We start from the raw sequence: 14,695 nt of genomic DNA on the forward strand, positions 1-14,695 counted from the left end.
TCAGCCTGCCTTAGTCGCCCTATATGCCCGGGCGGCGCGGCCTCTGACCTGAACAGTCGCGCCGCGGCCTTGACCTGTCACCTTGCGAACGACCCGCTCTGAAGGAGCCGCTATGCCCACGCTCGACCGTCAGGACAACGTCTTCGTCCTCGACCTCGGAGACGGCGAGAACCGCTTCCACCCCGACTGGATCGCCTCCGCCAACGCCGCGCTGGACGAGGTGGAGAAGGCTGATGGGCACCGCGCCCTGGTGACCGCCGCCACGGGAAAGTTCTACTCCAACGGCCTGGACCTGGAGTGGCTGTTCGCCCACGCCGACCAGCACCAGGACTACGTCATCTCCGTCCACGAGCTCCTCGCGCGGATGCTGTCCCTGCCGGTTGTCACGGTGGCCGCTCTGCAGGGACACACTTTCGCGGCCGGCGCCATGTTCTCCCTGGCACACGACTTCCGCGTGATGCGCGCCGACCGCGGCTACTGGTGCCTGCCCGAGGCGGACATCAACATCCCCTTCACCCCGGGCATGTCCGCACTCATCCAGTCCCGGCTGGCACCGCAGACGGCACACGAGGCCATGCTCACCGCCCGCCGCTACCCGGGCACCGACGCACTGGCCGCCGGCATCGTCGACCGGGCGGTCGACGAGGACTCCGTCCGCGCCACCGCCATCGAGATCGCCCAGGCGCAGGCCGGCAAGGCTGGCGACACCCTCAGCACCATCAAGGCCCGGATGTACGCCCCGGCCCTGGCCGCCCTGCGGGACACGACCAACCCCCTCGGCTAGACACGAATGGTTCGCGAGGCGACAGGGAGGAGGGCAACGGCCCCGCCGCCTCGGGCGCATCGCGCTCCTGCTTCGTCCCGCGGTTCGACCGCCCCATACCTCCTGGGGTGGACCGCGTGGTCCCGTGGAGATCGTAGGCTCGATGCATGATGGGTAGACAGTCGCGCGCTACGGAGCGGACACCGGGGCGACCGCGGGAGGAGCGGGTCACCGGGGCGGTCCTGGAGGCCGTCGTCGATCTGGTCACCGAGGAGGGCATCGGGGCGGTCATGATGGACGCCGTTGCCGCACGGGCCGGGGTGAGCAAGCCCGCCATCTACCGGCGATGGCCCACCAAGCAGGATCTGATCATCGCCGCTGCCGAAACCCGCTTCGGCGTCCTCGCGGTGCCCGATCTGGGCGACTTCCGCGCCGAACTCCACCTCGTACTCACCGCCCGCCTGGAGGCGTACCGGCTGCCGGGATCCGACCGGCTGATCTCGGGCCTGATCGGAGCGGCGGCCGAGACGGGCACGGCAGGGGGCCAGTACTCGGAGTACACCGAGCGGATCATGGGCGAGACAAGGCGCATCCTCGAGCGCGGGATCGCCCGCGGCGACGTGGCACCCGACACCGACGTACGGGCCGCCGCCACACTGGTGGCCGCACCGCTGCTCTTCCGACTGATCGGCGAGCAGGAGCTCCCCGACGCGCGATTCGTGGACGCGCTGGTGGACCTCGTCGCCCGCGCTGTCGGCTCGGCTCACTGACGCTCTCTCGGCCGCGGATTTACGGCTCACTTTTTCTGCAGCCAGGCTCTTGCCTCCCCACACCCCAATAACGATACTGCCGGTAACGATATTCCGGCTCGTTACGGAGGACTCATGGACAGCGCCGTCACCACCCCCGCCCCCGCACTCGACAAGCCACTGATGCACTACGGCAAGCGCACGCTCGACCGCATCACGCCCGGCATGACCCAGCCCGACTACCGGCTCCTGGACATCTGCCCGCTCACCCCGCACATCGGCGCCGAGGTCGAAGGCGTCGACCTCTCACTCCCGATCGGAGAGGACGTCGCGGAGGAGATCCGACAGGCCCTGCTGGAATGGAAGGTGCTCTTCTTCCGCGGACAGGACGCCTTCGACCCACAGTCCCAGCTCGCGTTCTCCGCTCTGTGGGGCGAGCCGGAACCGAACCCCTTCTTCCCCAAGGGCGATACCAACGAGGTCACCCGCCTGGCCAAAGACGACATGCTCATGGGCACGGAGAACATCTGGCACAGCGACCACTCGTTCATGGCCGCGCCGGCACTCGGCTCCGTCCTGCGCGCCGTCGAAGTCCCGCCCGCCGGCGGCGACACCATGTGGGCAGACATGGCAGCCGCCTACGACAACCTCACCGGGTCCATGAAGGCCCGCATCGAAGGACTCACCGCCGTGCACGACTGGGTGGTGAGCCACGGCCTGCTGATGACCGAGAGCCAGATCGCGGGACACCGCGAGAACCTGCCGCCCGTCGAACACCCGGTGGTCGTCCACCACCCGCGCACCGGCCGCAAGGTGCTCTACGTCAACGAGCCCTTCACTACCCGGATCGTCGGCCTGTCGGACACGGAGAGCCGCGAACTGCTGGGCGAGCTCGTCCTCCAGGCCCGCATTCCCGAGTACCAGGTCCGCTTCCGCTGGCAGCCGGGCTCGGTCGCCGTGTGGGACAACATCGCCACCCAGCACTACGCGATCAGCGACTACTTCCCGCGGCGCCGCGTCATGGAACGCATCGCCATCGCCGGCGTCCCACTCTCCTGACCAGACTCCTTCGACCGTGGGCGGGTTTGGCTGCATCGTTGCCGACTCAACGAGCAAGGCCGGTGGGCACTGTCCGGCGTCAAGGGAGTCGCGACCAAGGCGGGCCCTTCAGGCCCCCGCGTAGGAAAACGCGGGCCAACTGATTGATCCCCCTCCCGGTCAGAGAGGGGGATCACTGTGTCACTCGATCCTTCAGACGCCTCGAACGCCCCTCAGACCCACTCCACCTCGGAGACGATCTGTGAGGCGCTTCCAGGGCCCGGCAGCGGGGTCCGGGACGAGGCGAGCCGCGCAGGAGGGCGAGGGCGCGAAGCGCCCACCGCAGCCAGCACGGCAGCCACCTCGTCCTTGCTCGCCCCCGCCAGGGCATCAATCACCCGAACGAGTGCCCCATCCACGTCAGTGACTGTGACCGCTCGGTGCCGGCTCGGCGTTCTTGACCGTCAGAGGCAGCAGCTTCTTGCCGGTCGGGCCGATCTGTATGGCCGTGTCGATCTGCGGGCACAGCGATTAATCAGCGCTCAGTCGCGAGCCCTATGCCCAAGCCCGGACGCTTTCCTCGGGTCAGTTGTCGATCGCCCGGCGGACGAGTGCGTGGAGCCGCTCGGCAACGTGGTCGAGGGGCTGGGCGCTTCGTTTGGCGCGGCACATCACGATGGCGCCCTCGACCGACGCGACGACGAGGGTGGCGAGTTGTGCCGCCTGCTCGGGGTCCACGCCGTGCTCGCGCAGGGAGCCAGCGAGGAGAGTCTCCCAGCCGTCGAAAGCCTCGGCCGCCGCAACGACAGTGGCGGGGACCTCGTCGGCCGACGGCTCCTCGATGGACACCGCGAGCACCGGGCAGCCGGCACGGAAGTCCGTGGCGACGACGATGCCGCGCCACAGGGCGAGGAACGCCTGTAGTCCGGCGACCGGGCCTGCCTGGAGTTCCTCGCGCAGCATGCGGGTGACCGTCTCGCCGGCGTAGCGGACGGCTTCGGTGGCCAGTTGCTCCTTGCCGTCGGGGAAGTAGTGGTACGTGGACCCGAGCGGAGCCTTGGCGTGCTTGGCCAGCTCACGCACGCTGGTGGCGTTCAGCCCACGTCTGCTGATCATGTCGGCCGCACCGGCGACGATCCGGTCGCGAGCCTGCGGGCTGGGCTTGGTCATCCACATCCCCCTCTGGATATAACGACCGTCATAGTCTAGCGTGCACCTTCGATATAACGACTGTCATAAACCTTGTGATGGTCGACGCCGAGGAGGACCCGCCATGCCGATGATCCAGCTCACCGCTCCCTGCGGATCCCTCACGCCCGAAGGCCGTGAAAGCGTTCAGGGCGCCCTGGCCGACGTACTGCTGCGCTGGGAGGGTGCGCCGGACACGCCGTTCTTCAGGGCTCAGGCGTGGAGCTATCTGAACGAGCTGCCCGAGGGCGCGCAGACCACCGCTGAGGACGACGCTCCGCGCTTCCTCGTGGACGTGACGGTGCCGCAGGGCGCTCTCTCCGAGCGGCGCAAATCCGGGATGGTCACCGAGGTAACGTCTGTGGTCCTCAAGGCCGCCGGGCTGTCCGAAGCGGACGCCCTGCGGGTCTGGGTGCTCATCCACGAGCAGGCCGACGGCACCTGGGGCGCCGGGGGATCCGTCATCCGCTTCGCCGACCTGGTCGCTCTCGCCCAGGATGCAAAGGGACCGAAGACCGACGCGTGACACGGCCGTACGTCAAGCGGCGCACACCCGGCGCGCGCTGCGAAACCGGCCCAGGACCGGTACGGCGCTGCCCCCGAGATCTGCCACCTCGCCCGTCCCCCGCTCGCCCACTTTGAAGGAGCCGCCATGCCCACGCTCGACCGCCAGGACAACGTCTTCGTCCTCGATCTCGGAGACGGAGAGAACCGCTTCCACCCCGACTGGATCGCCTCTGCCAACGCCGCGCTGGACGAAGTGGAAAAGACGGAAGGCCCCCGGGCACTGGTGACCGCGGCCACGGGGAAGTTCTACTCCAACGGCCTGGACCTGGACTGGCTGTTCGCCCACGCCGACCAGCACGACACCTACGTCGTCTCCGTCCACGAACTCTTCGCGCGGATGCTGTCCCTGCCGGTCGTCACCGTGGCCGCTCTGCAAGGACATACCTTCGCGGCCGGCGCGATGTTCTCCCTGGCACACGACTTCCGCGTGATGCGCGCCGACCGCGGCTTCTGGTGCCTGCCCGAAGCCGACATCAACATCCCCTTCACCCGGGGCATGTCCGCACTCATCCAGTCCCGGCTCACACCGCAGACCGCACACGAGGCCATGCTCTCCGCCCGCCGCTACCCGGGCACCGACGCGCTGGCCTCCGGCGTCGTCGACGCCGCGGTGGCCGAGGACGCCGTCCGCTCCACCGCCATCGAGATCGCCCAGAGCCAGGCCACCAAGGCCGGCGACACCCTCGGCACCATCAAGACCCGCATGTACGCCCAGGCCCTGGCCACCCTGCGAGACAGGTCCAACCCCCTCGGCTAGACGCTGCTGGGGAGTAACCCAGACCACTGAGCCCCCTCCCGAATCGGGAAGGGGCTCAAAGCCGTACACGAGCCTGGAACTGGCTCTCAGACCCACTCCACCTCGGAGACAATCTGTGCGGCGCCTCCAGGGCCCGGCAGCGGGGTCCGGGACGAGACGGGCGGCGCAGGAGGGCGTGGGCGCGAAGCGCCAGCAGCAGCCAACGCAGCCGCCACCTCGTCCTTGCTCGCCCCCGCCAGCGCCTCAATCACCCGATCGAGTGGCCCGCTCACGTCAGTGAGAGTGACCGTTGGCAGCTGGAGTCGGACCCGCGTCCTTGACCGTCAGAGGCAGCAGCTTCTTGCCGGTCGGGCCGATTTGTATGGCCGTGTCCATCTGCGGGCAGACCCCGCAGTCGAAGCACGGCGTCCAGCGGCAGTCCTCGACCTCGGTCTCGTCGAGGGAGTCCTGCCAGTCCTCCCAGAGCCAGTCCTTGTCGAGGCCCGAGTCGAGGTGGTCCCAGGGCAGGACCTCCTCGTAGGTGCGCTCGCGGGTCGTGTACCAGTCGACGTCCACGCCGAAGGCGGGGAGGGTCTTGTCGGCGCAGCTCATCCAGCGGTCGTACGAGAAGTGCTCGCGCCAGCCGTCGAAGCGGCCGCCGTCCTCGTAGACGGCGCGGATGACGGAGCCGATGCGCCGGTCGCCGCGGGAGAGCAGGCCCTCGACGATGCCGGGCTTGCCGTCGTGGTAGCGGAAGCCGATCGAGCGGCCGTACTTCTTGTCGCCGCGGATCTTGTCGCGGAGCTTCGTGAGGCGGGCGTCCGTGTCCTCGGCGGAGAGCTGCGGCGCCCACTGGAAGGGGGTGTGGGGCTTGGGGACGAAGCCGCCGATCGACACCGTGCAGCGGATGTCGTTCTGGCCGGAGACCTTGCGGCCCTCGGCGATCACGTTCATCGCCATGTCGGCGATCTGCAGGACGTCCTCGTCCGTCTCGGTCGGCAGGCCGCACATGAAGTACAGCTTCACCTGGCGCCAGCCGTTGCCGTAGGCGGTGGAGACGGTCCGGATGAGGTCCTCTTCCGAAACCATCTTGTTGATGACCTTGCGCATGCGCTCGGAGCCGCCCTCGGGGGCGAAGGTCAGGCCCGAGCGCCGGCCGTTGCGGGTCAGTTCGTTGGCCAGGTCGACGTTGAAGGCGTCCACGCGGGTGGAGGGGAGGGAGAGGCCGATCTTGTCTTCCTCGTACCGGTCCGCCAGGCCCTTGGCGATGTCGCCGATCTCCGAGTGGTCGGCGGAGGACAGCGAGAGCAGGCCGACCTCCTCGAAGCCCGTCGCCTTCAGGCCCTTCTCGACCATCTCGCCGATGCCCGTGATGGAACGCTCGCGCACCGGGCGGGTGATCATGCCCGCCTGGCAGAAGCGGCAGCCGCGCGTACAGCCGCGGAAGATCTCCACCGACATGCGCTCGTGGACCGTCTCGGCCAGGGGGACCAGCGGCTGCTTGGGGTAGGGCCATTCGTCGAGGTCCATGACCGTGTGCTTGGACACACGCCACGGGACGCCCGACTTGTTCGGGACCACGCGGGCGATCCGGCCGTCGGGGAGGTACTCGACGTCGTAGAAGGCCGGGATGTAGACGTTGCCCGTCTTCGCCAGGCGGAAGAGGACCTCTTCGCGGCCTCCGGGGCGGCCCTCCGCCTTCCAGGCGCGGATGATCTCCGTCATGTCGAGCACGGCCTGCTCGCCGTCGCCGATGATCGCCGCGTCGATGAAGTCGGCGATCGGCTCGGGGTTGAAGGCCGCGTGGCCGCCCGCGAGGACGATCGGGTCGTCGAGCGTGCGGTCCTTGGACTCCAGCGGGATGCCAGCCAGGTCGAGGGCGGTCAGCATGTTCGTGTAGCCCAGCTCCGTGGAGAAGGACAGGCCGAACACGTCGAAGGCCTTCACCGGGCGGTGGCTGTCCACGGTGAACTGTGGGACCCGGTGCTCGCGCATCAGTTCCTCGAGGTCCGGCCAGACGCTGTAGGTGCGCTCGGCGAGGACGCCCTCGCGCTCGTTCAGTACCTCGTAGAGGATCATGACGCCCTGGTTGGGCAGGCCGACCTCGTAGGCGTCGGGGTACATCAGCGCCCAGCGGACGTCGCAGGCGTCCCAGGGCTTGACCGTGGAATTGAGCTCTCCGCCGACATACTGGATCGGCTTCTGCACATGCGGGAGCAGAGCTTCGAGCTGTGGGAAGACCGACACGGCGGTTTCGGCAGGCATTTCGCGAACCTTCGTGAGCTGACTGGGGGCGCCCCCTGCCGGAGGCAAGGGGAGGGTGACCATCTAGCGTAACGCGGCCGGAGGGACCCACCGCACCGCCGGACGCCGACCTGCCTCCGGCACGACCGGAGGAACACCGCTCCCAGCCGCCTCCCGGCCCCGGCAGAACCGGACGGACATCCGCCCTCAGCGGCCTCCCGGCTCTCCGGCAGCCTCACCGGACGGACACCAGCCCCGGCCACTCGGGCCGGTCCGCAGGACGGACACCAGCGCCGGCCGCCCCAGGCCGACCCGCAGGACGGACACCCCGGTCTCCCCGCCGCACCGCCGGACGGGCACCGCCCCTCAGTCGCCCCGGCCCCGGGCCTCCGGCCACACCGTCGTCACACGGACGTCTGGCCCTCGATCGCCTCCCAGACCTCCGGCAGGGCAGCCTCGGCCGCCGCCGCGCGCTGCTCCTCGCGCCCGTACAGCACTCCGTAGGTGAACGAGCTCTCCCCCGCCGCGTGTGCCAGAGCCGCCAGTTCCCGCAGGGCGTCGCGGGTCATCACGCTGTCCTGGTGGTCGCCGAGCAGGGTCTGCAGCGACTTCATCGACTTGACCAGGCCGGCGGCCCCTCCGCCCAGGGCCGGGGCGGCGGCCTCCGCGGCGTAGCGGGTGCGCTTGGCCTTCTTGCGGGCTTCGTGCATCGCGGTGTCGCGGTCGGCACCCGGTGGCCGGTCGAGGGCCTCCGAGACGAGGTCGGAGACCTTGGTGAAGTCCTTGCGGACGGCCTTGGCGATCACCTTCGCGGGGTCGCCCGCGGCCGCCTTGAGCAGCGGCGGGTCGGTCATGAGCGCGTCGAGCGCGGTCAGCAGCGCGAGGTAGCGCTTTCCGTCCAGGACGGCGATCAGGCGGCGCCGGGAGCCGCCGTGGCGGGCGTGCGCCCAGGTGCGGAGCCGGGTGCGGACGGGGCCGGAGAGGAGGGTGCGCGGCAGACGGTCGAGGGATTCGGTGAGCCGCTCGGTGAGGACTTCCTGGTCGCGGTCGACCCCGAGCTCGCCGGCCAGCCACTTCAGCTCGTCGCCGATGGGGTCGGTGACCGTGCGGTCGAGGATCTTCCCGTACGAGCGGAAGGTGCTGCGCATCCGGCGGGTGGCGACGCGCATGCTGTGCACGGAGTCGTGGACGTCGCGGCGGACGGCCGGGTCGAGCTCGACGATGGCGTCGTACTGGGCGCGGAGATAGGCGAGGACGTGATCGCCCGCCGTGACCGGCTCCTTCTCGGGGGCGGGCTTCTCGGGGCGCTTGCCGGTCTCGCCGAGCGCCTTCGCCAGTTTGGAGGACGAGGCGGAGCGGTTCAGACCGGCCTTGCGGAGCTTCTTCTCGACCTTGTCGAGGAAGCCGGGGTCGCCGTCGTCCGCGAGTTCCACCTCGATCTCGGTCCATTCGGCCGTGCCCTCGCCTCCGCTGAGGCGCTCGGCGCGGACGCGGTCGAGGCTGACCTCGGCGAGCAGGGCACCGGAGCCGTCGACGAGGTGGCGGATGTCGCGGGCGGACAGCAGCCGTACGAGGGGGACGAGTTCGGCGTCGCGCACGCGGGAGCGCACCAGGCTGGACAGTGCGCGGGGCACGGTGTCGGAGAGCGGGGCGCGGATCTCGTCGCGTACGCCCTCGGAGACGGGGAGTTTGAGGTGCCAGCCGGCGTCGTCGCCTCCGGTGCGGCGGCGCAGGGTGAGGGAGGCGGCGGCGAGGCGCTGGTCGGGGGTGTCGTAGTAGGTGGCGTCGAGTTCGGCGACGCCCTTGTCGACGACGCCCGCGACTCCGGAGACACCGGTCAGGTCCGGCAGGTCGGTGCCGCCCTCGGCCGCGGGACCTTCGTATTTACGCTCGATCTCGCGCTTTGTGTCCGCCATGAACCGAATCTAGACGCGATTGCGGGCCGTGGGCAGTACCCAATCGGCCCCTGCTTGCTCATGGACCGTCTTTTCCCGTTGGGCCGGGTGTCGCCTCGCGTTCTCCGGGGCGACACCCGGGCTTCCTCTACGCGGACATCGGGCGCTGCACCCTGATCGACTGCAGGAGACCCACCGCGACCCAGACCGCGAACATGGAGGATCCGCCGTAGGAGACGAACGGGAGGGGTAGTCCGGCGACCGGCATGATGCCGAGGGTCATGCCGACGTTCTCGAAGGACTGGAAGGCGAACCAGGCGATGATCCCGGCGGCGACGATCGTGCCGTACAGCTCGGTCGTCTCGCGGGCGATGCGGCAGGCGCGCCACAGGATCACGCCGAGGAGCACCAGGATCAGGCCCGCGCCCACGAAGCCCAGTTCCTCGCCGGCGACCGTGAAGACGAAGTCCGTCTGCTGCTCGGGGACGAACTGGCCGGTCGTCTGGGAGCCGTGGCCGAGGCCGGTGCCGAAGAGGCCGCCGGAACCGATCGCGATCCGGGCCTGGTTGGTGTTGTAGCCGACGCCGGCCGGGTCGAGCTCGGGGTTGGCGAAGGCCGCGAAGCGGTTGATCTGGTACTCGTCGAGGATGTGCAGCTGCCAGACGGCGATCGCTCCGAGGGCGCCCGCGCCGATCAGGCCGAACACCCAGCGGTTGGAGGCGCCGGAGGCGAGCAGCACGCCGAGGATGATGATCACCATGACCATGACCGAGCCGAGGTCGGGCATGAGCAGCACGATCATGATCGGGACGGCGGCGAGGCCCAGGGCCTGCAGCACGGTGCGGTGGTCCGGGTACGGCTTGTCGCCGGCGTCGACCCGGGCCGCGAGCAGCATCGCCATGCCCAGGATGATCGTGATCTTCACGAACTCCGAGGGCTGGAGCGAGAAGCCGCCGCCGAAGACGATCCACGCGTGGGCGCCGTTGACGGTGGCGCCCAGCGGGGTCAGCACCATGAGGATCAGGAAGACCGAGAGGCCGTACAGGATCGGCACGGCCGTGCGCAGGGTGCGGTGGCCGAGCCAGATCGTGCCGATCATCAGGCCGAAGCCGATGCCGGTGTTCATCAGGTGGCGGATGAGGAAGTAGTACGGGTCGCCCTGGTTGATCTCGGTGCGGTTGCGGGTCGCCGAGTAGACGAGGGCCGAGCCGATCATCGAGAGCGCGACGGCCGACAGGAGTATCGGCCAGTCGAGACGGCGGGCGAGCGAGTCGCGGGCGAACAGCCGTGTCCAGCCCGCGCGCTCGGGTCCGTACCCGGAGACGGAGAAGTTGTTGGCTCCGGTCATGTCAGGAACCTCAGCACCTTGGTCGCCGCGGTCGTCATGTCAGGATCCTCTTTCCCCGCCTCTTCTTCGGGCGGGCCGCGCGCCTACGGGTGTCGCGGTTGCCGGTGCCGGGTGAGGCAGTGGTGCCGGCGGGCAACTGCTGGTCTGCGGAGCCGTCCTTGGGAGCCTCGCTGGCCTGCTGGTCCTTGGCCGGGTCCTTGGAGATGGCCGGGGAGTCGATCGAGCCGTCGGTCTGGATCTTCGGCAGGCTCTTCTGCGGGGTCGGCAGCAGGGCCTTCTTCTTGTCGATGGCGCCGTCCGGGGAAACGCCGTAGAGCGCGTTGTAGATCTTGCGCACGGCCTCACCCGAGGCGCCGGAACCCGTACCGGCCTGGGAGATCGTCATGATGATCGTGTACTCCTTGGAGTACGTGGCGAGCCAGGACGTGGTCTGCTTGCCGTAGACCTCGGCGGTACCGGTCTTGGCGTGCAGCGGAATCTTGTCCTGCGGCCAGCCGCCGAACTTCCAGGCGGCCGTACCGCGGGTGACGACACCCGCGAAGGCCTCGTTCATGCCCTTGAGCGTCGCCTTGCTGACCGGCAGCTTGCCGTTCACCTTCGGCTTGATCTCCTGGACGGACTTGCCGTCGGCGCTGACGATCGCCTTGCCGATGGTCGGGGCGTACAGGGTGCCTCCGTTGGAGACCGCGGAGTAGATGGCGGCTTCCTGGACCGGGGTGACGAGGGTGTCGCCCTGTCCGATGGAGTAGTTGATCGAGTCGCCCTCGCGCATCTTGTTGCCCTCGAGGCAGTTCTCGTACGCGATCTGCTGGACGTAGGTGCCGCCCTTCTTACCGCTCTTGCACCAGGCGTCCTTGTTGGCCTTCCAGTAGTCCGCCTTCCACTTGCGGTCCGGGACGCGACCGGTGACCTCGTTGGGGAGGTCGATGCCGGTCTCCTTGCCGAGTCCGAACTGGTGGGCGGCCTTGTAGAAGTAGTCCTTGGGGGTCTTCTTCGGGTTGATCCCGCCGTCCTTCTTCCACTCGTTGTCGGCGAGGCCGTAGAAGACGGTGTCGCAGGAGACCTCGAGCGCCCGGCCGAGCGAGATGGGGCCGAAGCTCTCCCCCTCGAAGTTCTTGAAGACCTGGCCGCCGACGGAGTACGAACTGGTGCACGGGTAGCGGCCGTCGAAGTCGTAACCGGCTTCGACCGCGCCGGCCGTGGAGACCACCTTGAACGTAGAACCGGGCGCCGACTGACCCTGTATGGCGCGGTTCAGCAGCGGGTAGTTGGACTTCTTGCCGGTGAGCGCGGTGTAGTCCTTGCCGGAGATGCCGCCGACCCAGGCGTTCGGGTCGTACGTCGGCTGGGAGGCCATGGCGACGACGCGGCCGGTCTTGGCCTCCATCACCACGACCGCGCCGGAGTCGGCCTTGTAGTTCTCGCCGGTGATCTTGTCGAACTGGGTCCGGGCGAACTCCATCGCGTAGTTCAGCTCGTACTCGGCCACGCGCTGGACGCGGGCGTCGATGCTGGTGACGAGGTTGGCGCCGGGTTCGGCCTTGTCGCTCTTGGCCTTGCCGATGACGCGGCCGAGGTTGTCGACCTCGTAGCGGGTGACGCCTGCCTTGCCGCGCAGCGCCTTGTCGTACTGGCGCTCCAGGCCGGAGCGGCCGACCTGGTCGGAGCGGAGGTAGGGCGAGTCGGTGTCCTTGGCTTTGGTGATCTCGTCGTCGGTGACGGGCGAGAGGTAGCCGAGCACCTGGGCGGTGTTGGCCTTGCCGGGGGCCGCGTAGCGGCGCATCGCCTCCGGCTCGGCGGTGATGCCGGGGAAGTCCTCGGAGCGCTCGCGGATCTGCAGGGCCTGGCGGGCGGTGGCCTCGTCGGTGATGGGGATCGGCTGGTAGGGCGAGCCGTTCCAGCAGGGCTGCGGGGTCTTGGCGTCGCAGAGGCGGACCTTCTGGATGACGTCGTCGGCCTTCATGCCCAGCACACCGGCGAGCTTGGTGAGGACGGCCTTGCCGTCGTCCGGCATCTTCAGCAGGTCGGTGCGCGAGGCGGAGACCACCAGGCGGGTCTCGTTGTCGGCGATCGGAACGCCCCGCGCGTCCAGGATCGAGCCCCGTACTGCGGGCTGGACGACCTGCTGGACGTGGTTGCCGGAGGCTTCCTTTGCGTACTCGTCGCCGTTGCGGATCTGGAGGTACCAGAGGCGTCCGCCGAGAGTGCCCAGGAGGGAGAGTACGAGAATCTGGATGACGACGAGTCGGATCTGGACCCGTGGGGTCCGACCGGTCTCGGGGATATTGGTCACTGCTGCTGCCTCCCCCTCTCAGTGTGTGTACGAGACATACGAGTACACGGCGAACCTGTGCGCGGCGACACCCCGGCCGGTCAAGTTCCGTGACCCGTGCGGCGCTTGAGGTGTGCGCCGGGCGGCCCTCTTCGCTGTCGTCACAGCCGTTTGACCCCCTTGATGCGTCCGGCGCGGGCGACCCGTGCCTTGGCCGCCTTCACGCGCAGTCCGCCGCGCTGGCTGCCGATGCGCAGCCCGGTACCGGAGGACAGCCAGCCCGTGGAGACGTCGGCCGCCTTGGACGCCGAACCGCCCTCGGCGAGCGGATCGTTCTCGGCGCGCCGGGCCAGTGCCATCAGCACCGGGACGACGAACGGCGCGAGCAGCAGGTCGTAGAGGGCGGCCGTGAACAGCAGGCTGCCGAGCCCGACATGACGGGCGGCGGTGTCGCCGACGAGGGCGCCGACACTCGCGTACAGCAGGGTGGAGCCGATCGCGGCGGCGACGACCACGATCATGGGTCCGGTGGCCGACTTGAGCCGGCCGTTCTCCGGCTTGACCAGGCCCGCGAGATAGCCGATGACGCAGAGCACGAGGGCGAAGCGCCCGGCGGCGTGGTCGGCGGGCGGGGCGAGGTCGGAGAGCAGCCCCGCGCCGAAGCCGATGAGCGCGCCGCCGACATGGCCGTAGACCATGGCGAACGCGAGCACCGTCAGGAGCACGAGGTCCGGGACGGCGCCCGGGAGATGAAGTCGGGCAAGCACGCTCACCTGGATCACCAGGGCGACGACCACCAGGGTGACGGAGAGCAGCATCCTGTTGAAACGCATGGGATTCGGCTCCTCCTGCTACTGCTGCTGGCCGTCGACGGGCGCGTTCGCCGAGGGGGTGACCGTCACGGTCACCGTCGGCGTGGGCGTGGGTCTGGGTTTCGGCGGCAGTACGGTGTCGCGCGGATCGCTCTTGGGAGCCGCGACGACGACGCCGACGATGTCGAGTTTGGTGAACGAGACGTACGGCCTGACGTAGATCGTGCGGGTCAGGTCGCCGCCGGACGGGTCGACACGGGAGACGACACCGACGGGCACGCCGGGCACGAACGGCTTGTCGGCCTGCGAGCCGAAGGTGACCAGCCGGTCGCCCTTCTTGATCTTCGCCTTGGCGTTGAGGAGTTCGACGCGCAGCGGGCGGTCGCCCTGCCCGGAGGCGAAGCCGAGTTCGTCGGTCGACTCCATGCGGGTGCCGACGGTGAAGTCGGGGTCGTTGGCGAGCAGCACGGTCGCGGTGTCCGGGCCGACGGTGGTGACCCGGCCGACCAGCCCGGCGCCGTTCAGGACGGTCATGTCACGCTTGATGCCGTCGTGCGCGCCCACGTCGATGGTGACGGTCCAGGAGAAGCCCTGCGCCGCCCCTATGGCGATCACTTCGGCGCCCTTGATCCCGTACTGGCCCTCGCCCGCCACCTTGATCATCTTGTCGAGCTGCTTGAGGCGGCTGCGGTTGCGGTCGTCGCTGCCGAGTTTCGCCTTCAACGCCGCGTTGTCGTGCTCCAGTTGGGCGACGCGATCGTGGCGTGTGCTCGAGTCGCGGACCGCGGAGATGGCGTTGCCGACGGGGTCGACCGCGGACGACACCCCGTTCTCGATCGGGCCGAAGACCGTCGCGGCGGCCTGGCGGGCACCGTCGACCGGTGAGTCCTGCCCGCCGCGGATGTCCACCGTGATCAGTGCGAACGCGATGGCGATCAGCAGCACCAGGAGCAGCCGGCTCTCTCGTGTGTCCCTCACGTGCGGCGGCCGTGCCTTCCTCGTTGTAAGTGGGTCAACAGGGGCGCACCCTGGGCGAAACCGATGCCCACGGTGCGATGAGGCTGGGATGAGGTGGGGGTGCGT

The 14,695-nt window shown here is 69.2% G+C and carries 12 protein-coding genes; 5 read left to right on the plus strand and 7 right to left on the minus strand.

The genetic code is table 11. The annotated features are described in order from the left end of the window. Positions 1 to 112 precede the first annotated feature (112 nt). The 3 genes from OG788_RS17140 to OG788_RS17150 all read left to right on the plus strand — a co-directional run bounded on the left by OG788_RS17140 (position 113) and on the right by OG788_RS17150 (position 2,571). A complete protein-coding gene (locus OG788_RS17140) occupies positions 113 to 784 on the plus strand; it encodes an enoyl-CoA hydratase-related protein (RefSeq protein WP_406371790.1) in 672 nt (223 codons plus the stop codon). A 146-nt stretch (positions 785 to 930) separates the two neighbouring features. Next, positions 931 to 1,533, plus strand: a complete 603-nt coding sequence (locus tag OG788_RS17145; protein ID WP_406371792.1) for a TetR/AcrR family transcriptional regulator — start codon at positions 931 to 933, stop codon at positions 1,531 to 1,533. A 114-nt stretch (positions 1,534 to 1,647) separates the two neighbouring features. Further along, positions 1,648 to 2,571, plus strand: a complete 924-nt coding sequence (locus tag OG788_RS17150) for a TauD/TfdA dioxygenase family protein (protein WP_406371794.1) — start codon at positions 1,648 to 1,650, stop codon at positions 2,569 to 2,571. A 564-nt stretch (positions 2,572 to 3,135) separates the two neighbouring features. On the opposite strand, the gene OG788_RS17155 is transcribed toward OG788_RS17150, so the two are convergent. Continuing rightward, the gene (locus OG788_RS17155) at positions 3,136 to 3,720 is read right to left on the minus strand and encodes a TetR/AcrR family transcriptional regulator (protein ID WP_406371796.1); all 585 of its coding nucleotides are present in this window, start codon (positions 3,718 to 3,720) and stop codon (positions 3,136 to 3,138) included. A 103-nt stretch (positions 3,721 to 3,823) separates the two neighbouring features. On the opposite strand from OG788_RS17155, the gene OG788_RS17160 reads away from it, so the two are divergent. Both OG788_RS17160 and OG788_RS17165 read left to right on the plus strand, forming a co-directional pair. Further along, complete coding sequence (locus OG788_RS17160; RefSeq protein ID WP_406371798.1) at positions 3,824 to 4,264, plus strand: 4-oxalocrotonate tautomerase family protein; 441 nt, start codon at positions 3,824 to 3,826, stop codon at positions 4,262 to 4,264. Positions 4,265 to 4,390: 126 nt separating this feature from the next. After that, positions 4,391 to 5,062, plus strand: a complete 672-nt coding sequence (locus tag OG788_RS17165; RefSeq protein WP_406371800.1) for an enoyl-CoA hydratase-related protein — start codon at positions 4,391 to 4,393, stop codon at positions 5,060 to 5,062. Between the two features lie 273 nt (positions 5,063 to 5,335). Here OG788_RS17165 and OG788_RS17170 read toward each other — a convergent pair whose 3' ends face one another. From OG788_RS17170 to mreC, 6 genes are all read right to left on the minus strand, one after another. Continuing rightward, entirely contained in the window at positions 5,336 to 7,306 is a 1,971-nt protein-coding gene (locus OG788_RS17170; RefSeq protein WP_406371801.1) for a TIGR03960 family B12-binding radical SAM protein, read from the minus strand. 383 nt (positions 7,307 to 7,689) lie between these two features. Beyond that, positions 7,690 to 9,201 carry a CHAD domain-containing protein gene (locus OG788_RS17175; protein WP_406371803.1) on the minus strand — a complete coding sequence of 504 codons (1,512 nt, stop codon included), beginning with the start codon at positions 9,199 to 9,201 and terminating at the stop codon, positions 7,690 to 7,692. Positions 9,202 to 9,328: 127 nt separating this feature from the next. Further along, the gene (rodA, locus tag OG788_RS17180; RefSeq protein WP_351548240.1) at positions 9,329 to 10,528 is read right to left on the minus strand and encodes a rod shape-determining protein RodA; all 1,200 of its coding nucleotides are present in this window, start codon (positions 10,526 to 10,528) and stop codon (positions 9,329 to 9,331) included. Between the two features lie 34 nt (positions 10,529 to 10,562). Then, positions 10,563 to 12,821 carry a penicillin-binding protein 2 gene (gene mrdA, locus OG788_RS17185; RefSeq protein WP_356752644.1) on the minus strand — a complete coding sequence of 753 codons (2,259 nt, stop codon included), beginning with the start codon at positions 12,819 to 12,821 and terminating at the stop codon, positions 10,563 to 10,565. Between the two features lie 140 nt (positions 12,822 to 12,961). Next, complete coding sequence (gene mreD, locus OG788_RS17190; protein WP_351548232.1) at positions 12,962 to 13,633, minus strand: rod shape-determining protein MreD; 672 nt, start codon at positions 13,631 to 13,633, stop codon at positions 12,962 to 12,964. Between the two features lie 18 nt (positions 13,634 to 13,651). After that, on the minus strand, positions 13,652 to 14,590 hold the full coding sequence (gene mreC, locus OG788_RS17195; protein WP_406371805.1) for a rod shape-determining protein MreC: 939 nt from the start codon (positions 14,588 to 14,590) through the stop codon (positions 13,652 to 13,654). Positions 14,591 to 14,695: the final 105 nt, after the last annotated feature.

Source organism: Streptomyces sp. NBC_00647 (assembly GCF_045207245.1).
GTDB lineage: Bacteria > Actinomycetota > Actinomycetes > Streptomycetales > Streptomycetaceae > Streptomyces.

Excerpts from the sequence above, each read along its gene's own strand:
- OG788_RS17150 (WP_406371794.1), top strand. The coding sequence starts at position 1,648 with ATGGACAGCGCCGTCACCACCCCCGCCCCCGCACTCGACAAGCCACTG.
- mreD (WP_351548232.1), bottom strand. The coding sequence starts at position 13,633 with ATGCGTTTCAACAGGATGCTGCTCTCCGTCACCCTGGTGGTCGTCGCC.
- OG788_RS17175 (WP_406371803.1), bottom strand. The coding sequence starts at position 9,201 with ATGGCGGACACAAAGCGCGAGATCGAGCGTAAATACGAAGGTCCCGCG.
- OG788_RS17170 (WP_406371801.1), bottom strand. The coding sequence starts at position 7,306 with ATGCCTGCCGAAACCGCCGTGTCGGTCTTCCCACAGCTCGAAGCTCTG.
- OG788_RS17155 (WP_406371796.1), bottom strand. The coding sequence starts at position 3,720 with ATGACCAAGCCCAGCCCGCAGGCTCGCGACCGGATCGTCGCCGGTGCG.
- OG788_RS17140 (WP_406371790.1), top strand. The coding sequence starts at position 113 with ATGCCCACGCTCGACCGTCAGGACAACGTCTTCGTCCTCGACCTCGGA.
- OG788_RS17145 (WP_406371792.1), top strand. The coding sequence starts at position 931 with ATGATGGGTAGACAGTCGCGCGCTACGGAGCGGACACCGGGGCGACCG.
- OG788_RS17160 (WP_406371798.1), top strand. The coding sequence starts at position 3,824 with ATGCCGATGATCCAGCTCACCGCTCCCTGCGGATCCCTCACGCCCGAA.
- OG788_RS17165 (WP_406371800.1), top strand. The coding sequence starts at position 4,391 with ATGCCCACGCTCGACCGCCAGGACAACGTCTTCGTCCTCGATCTCGGA.
- rodA (WP_351548240.1), bottom strand. The coding sequence starts at position 10,528 with ATGACCGGAGCCAACAACTTCTCCGTCTCCGGGTACGGACCCGAGCGC.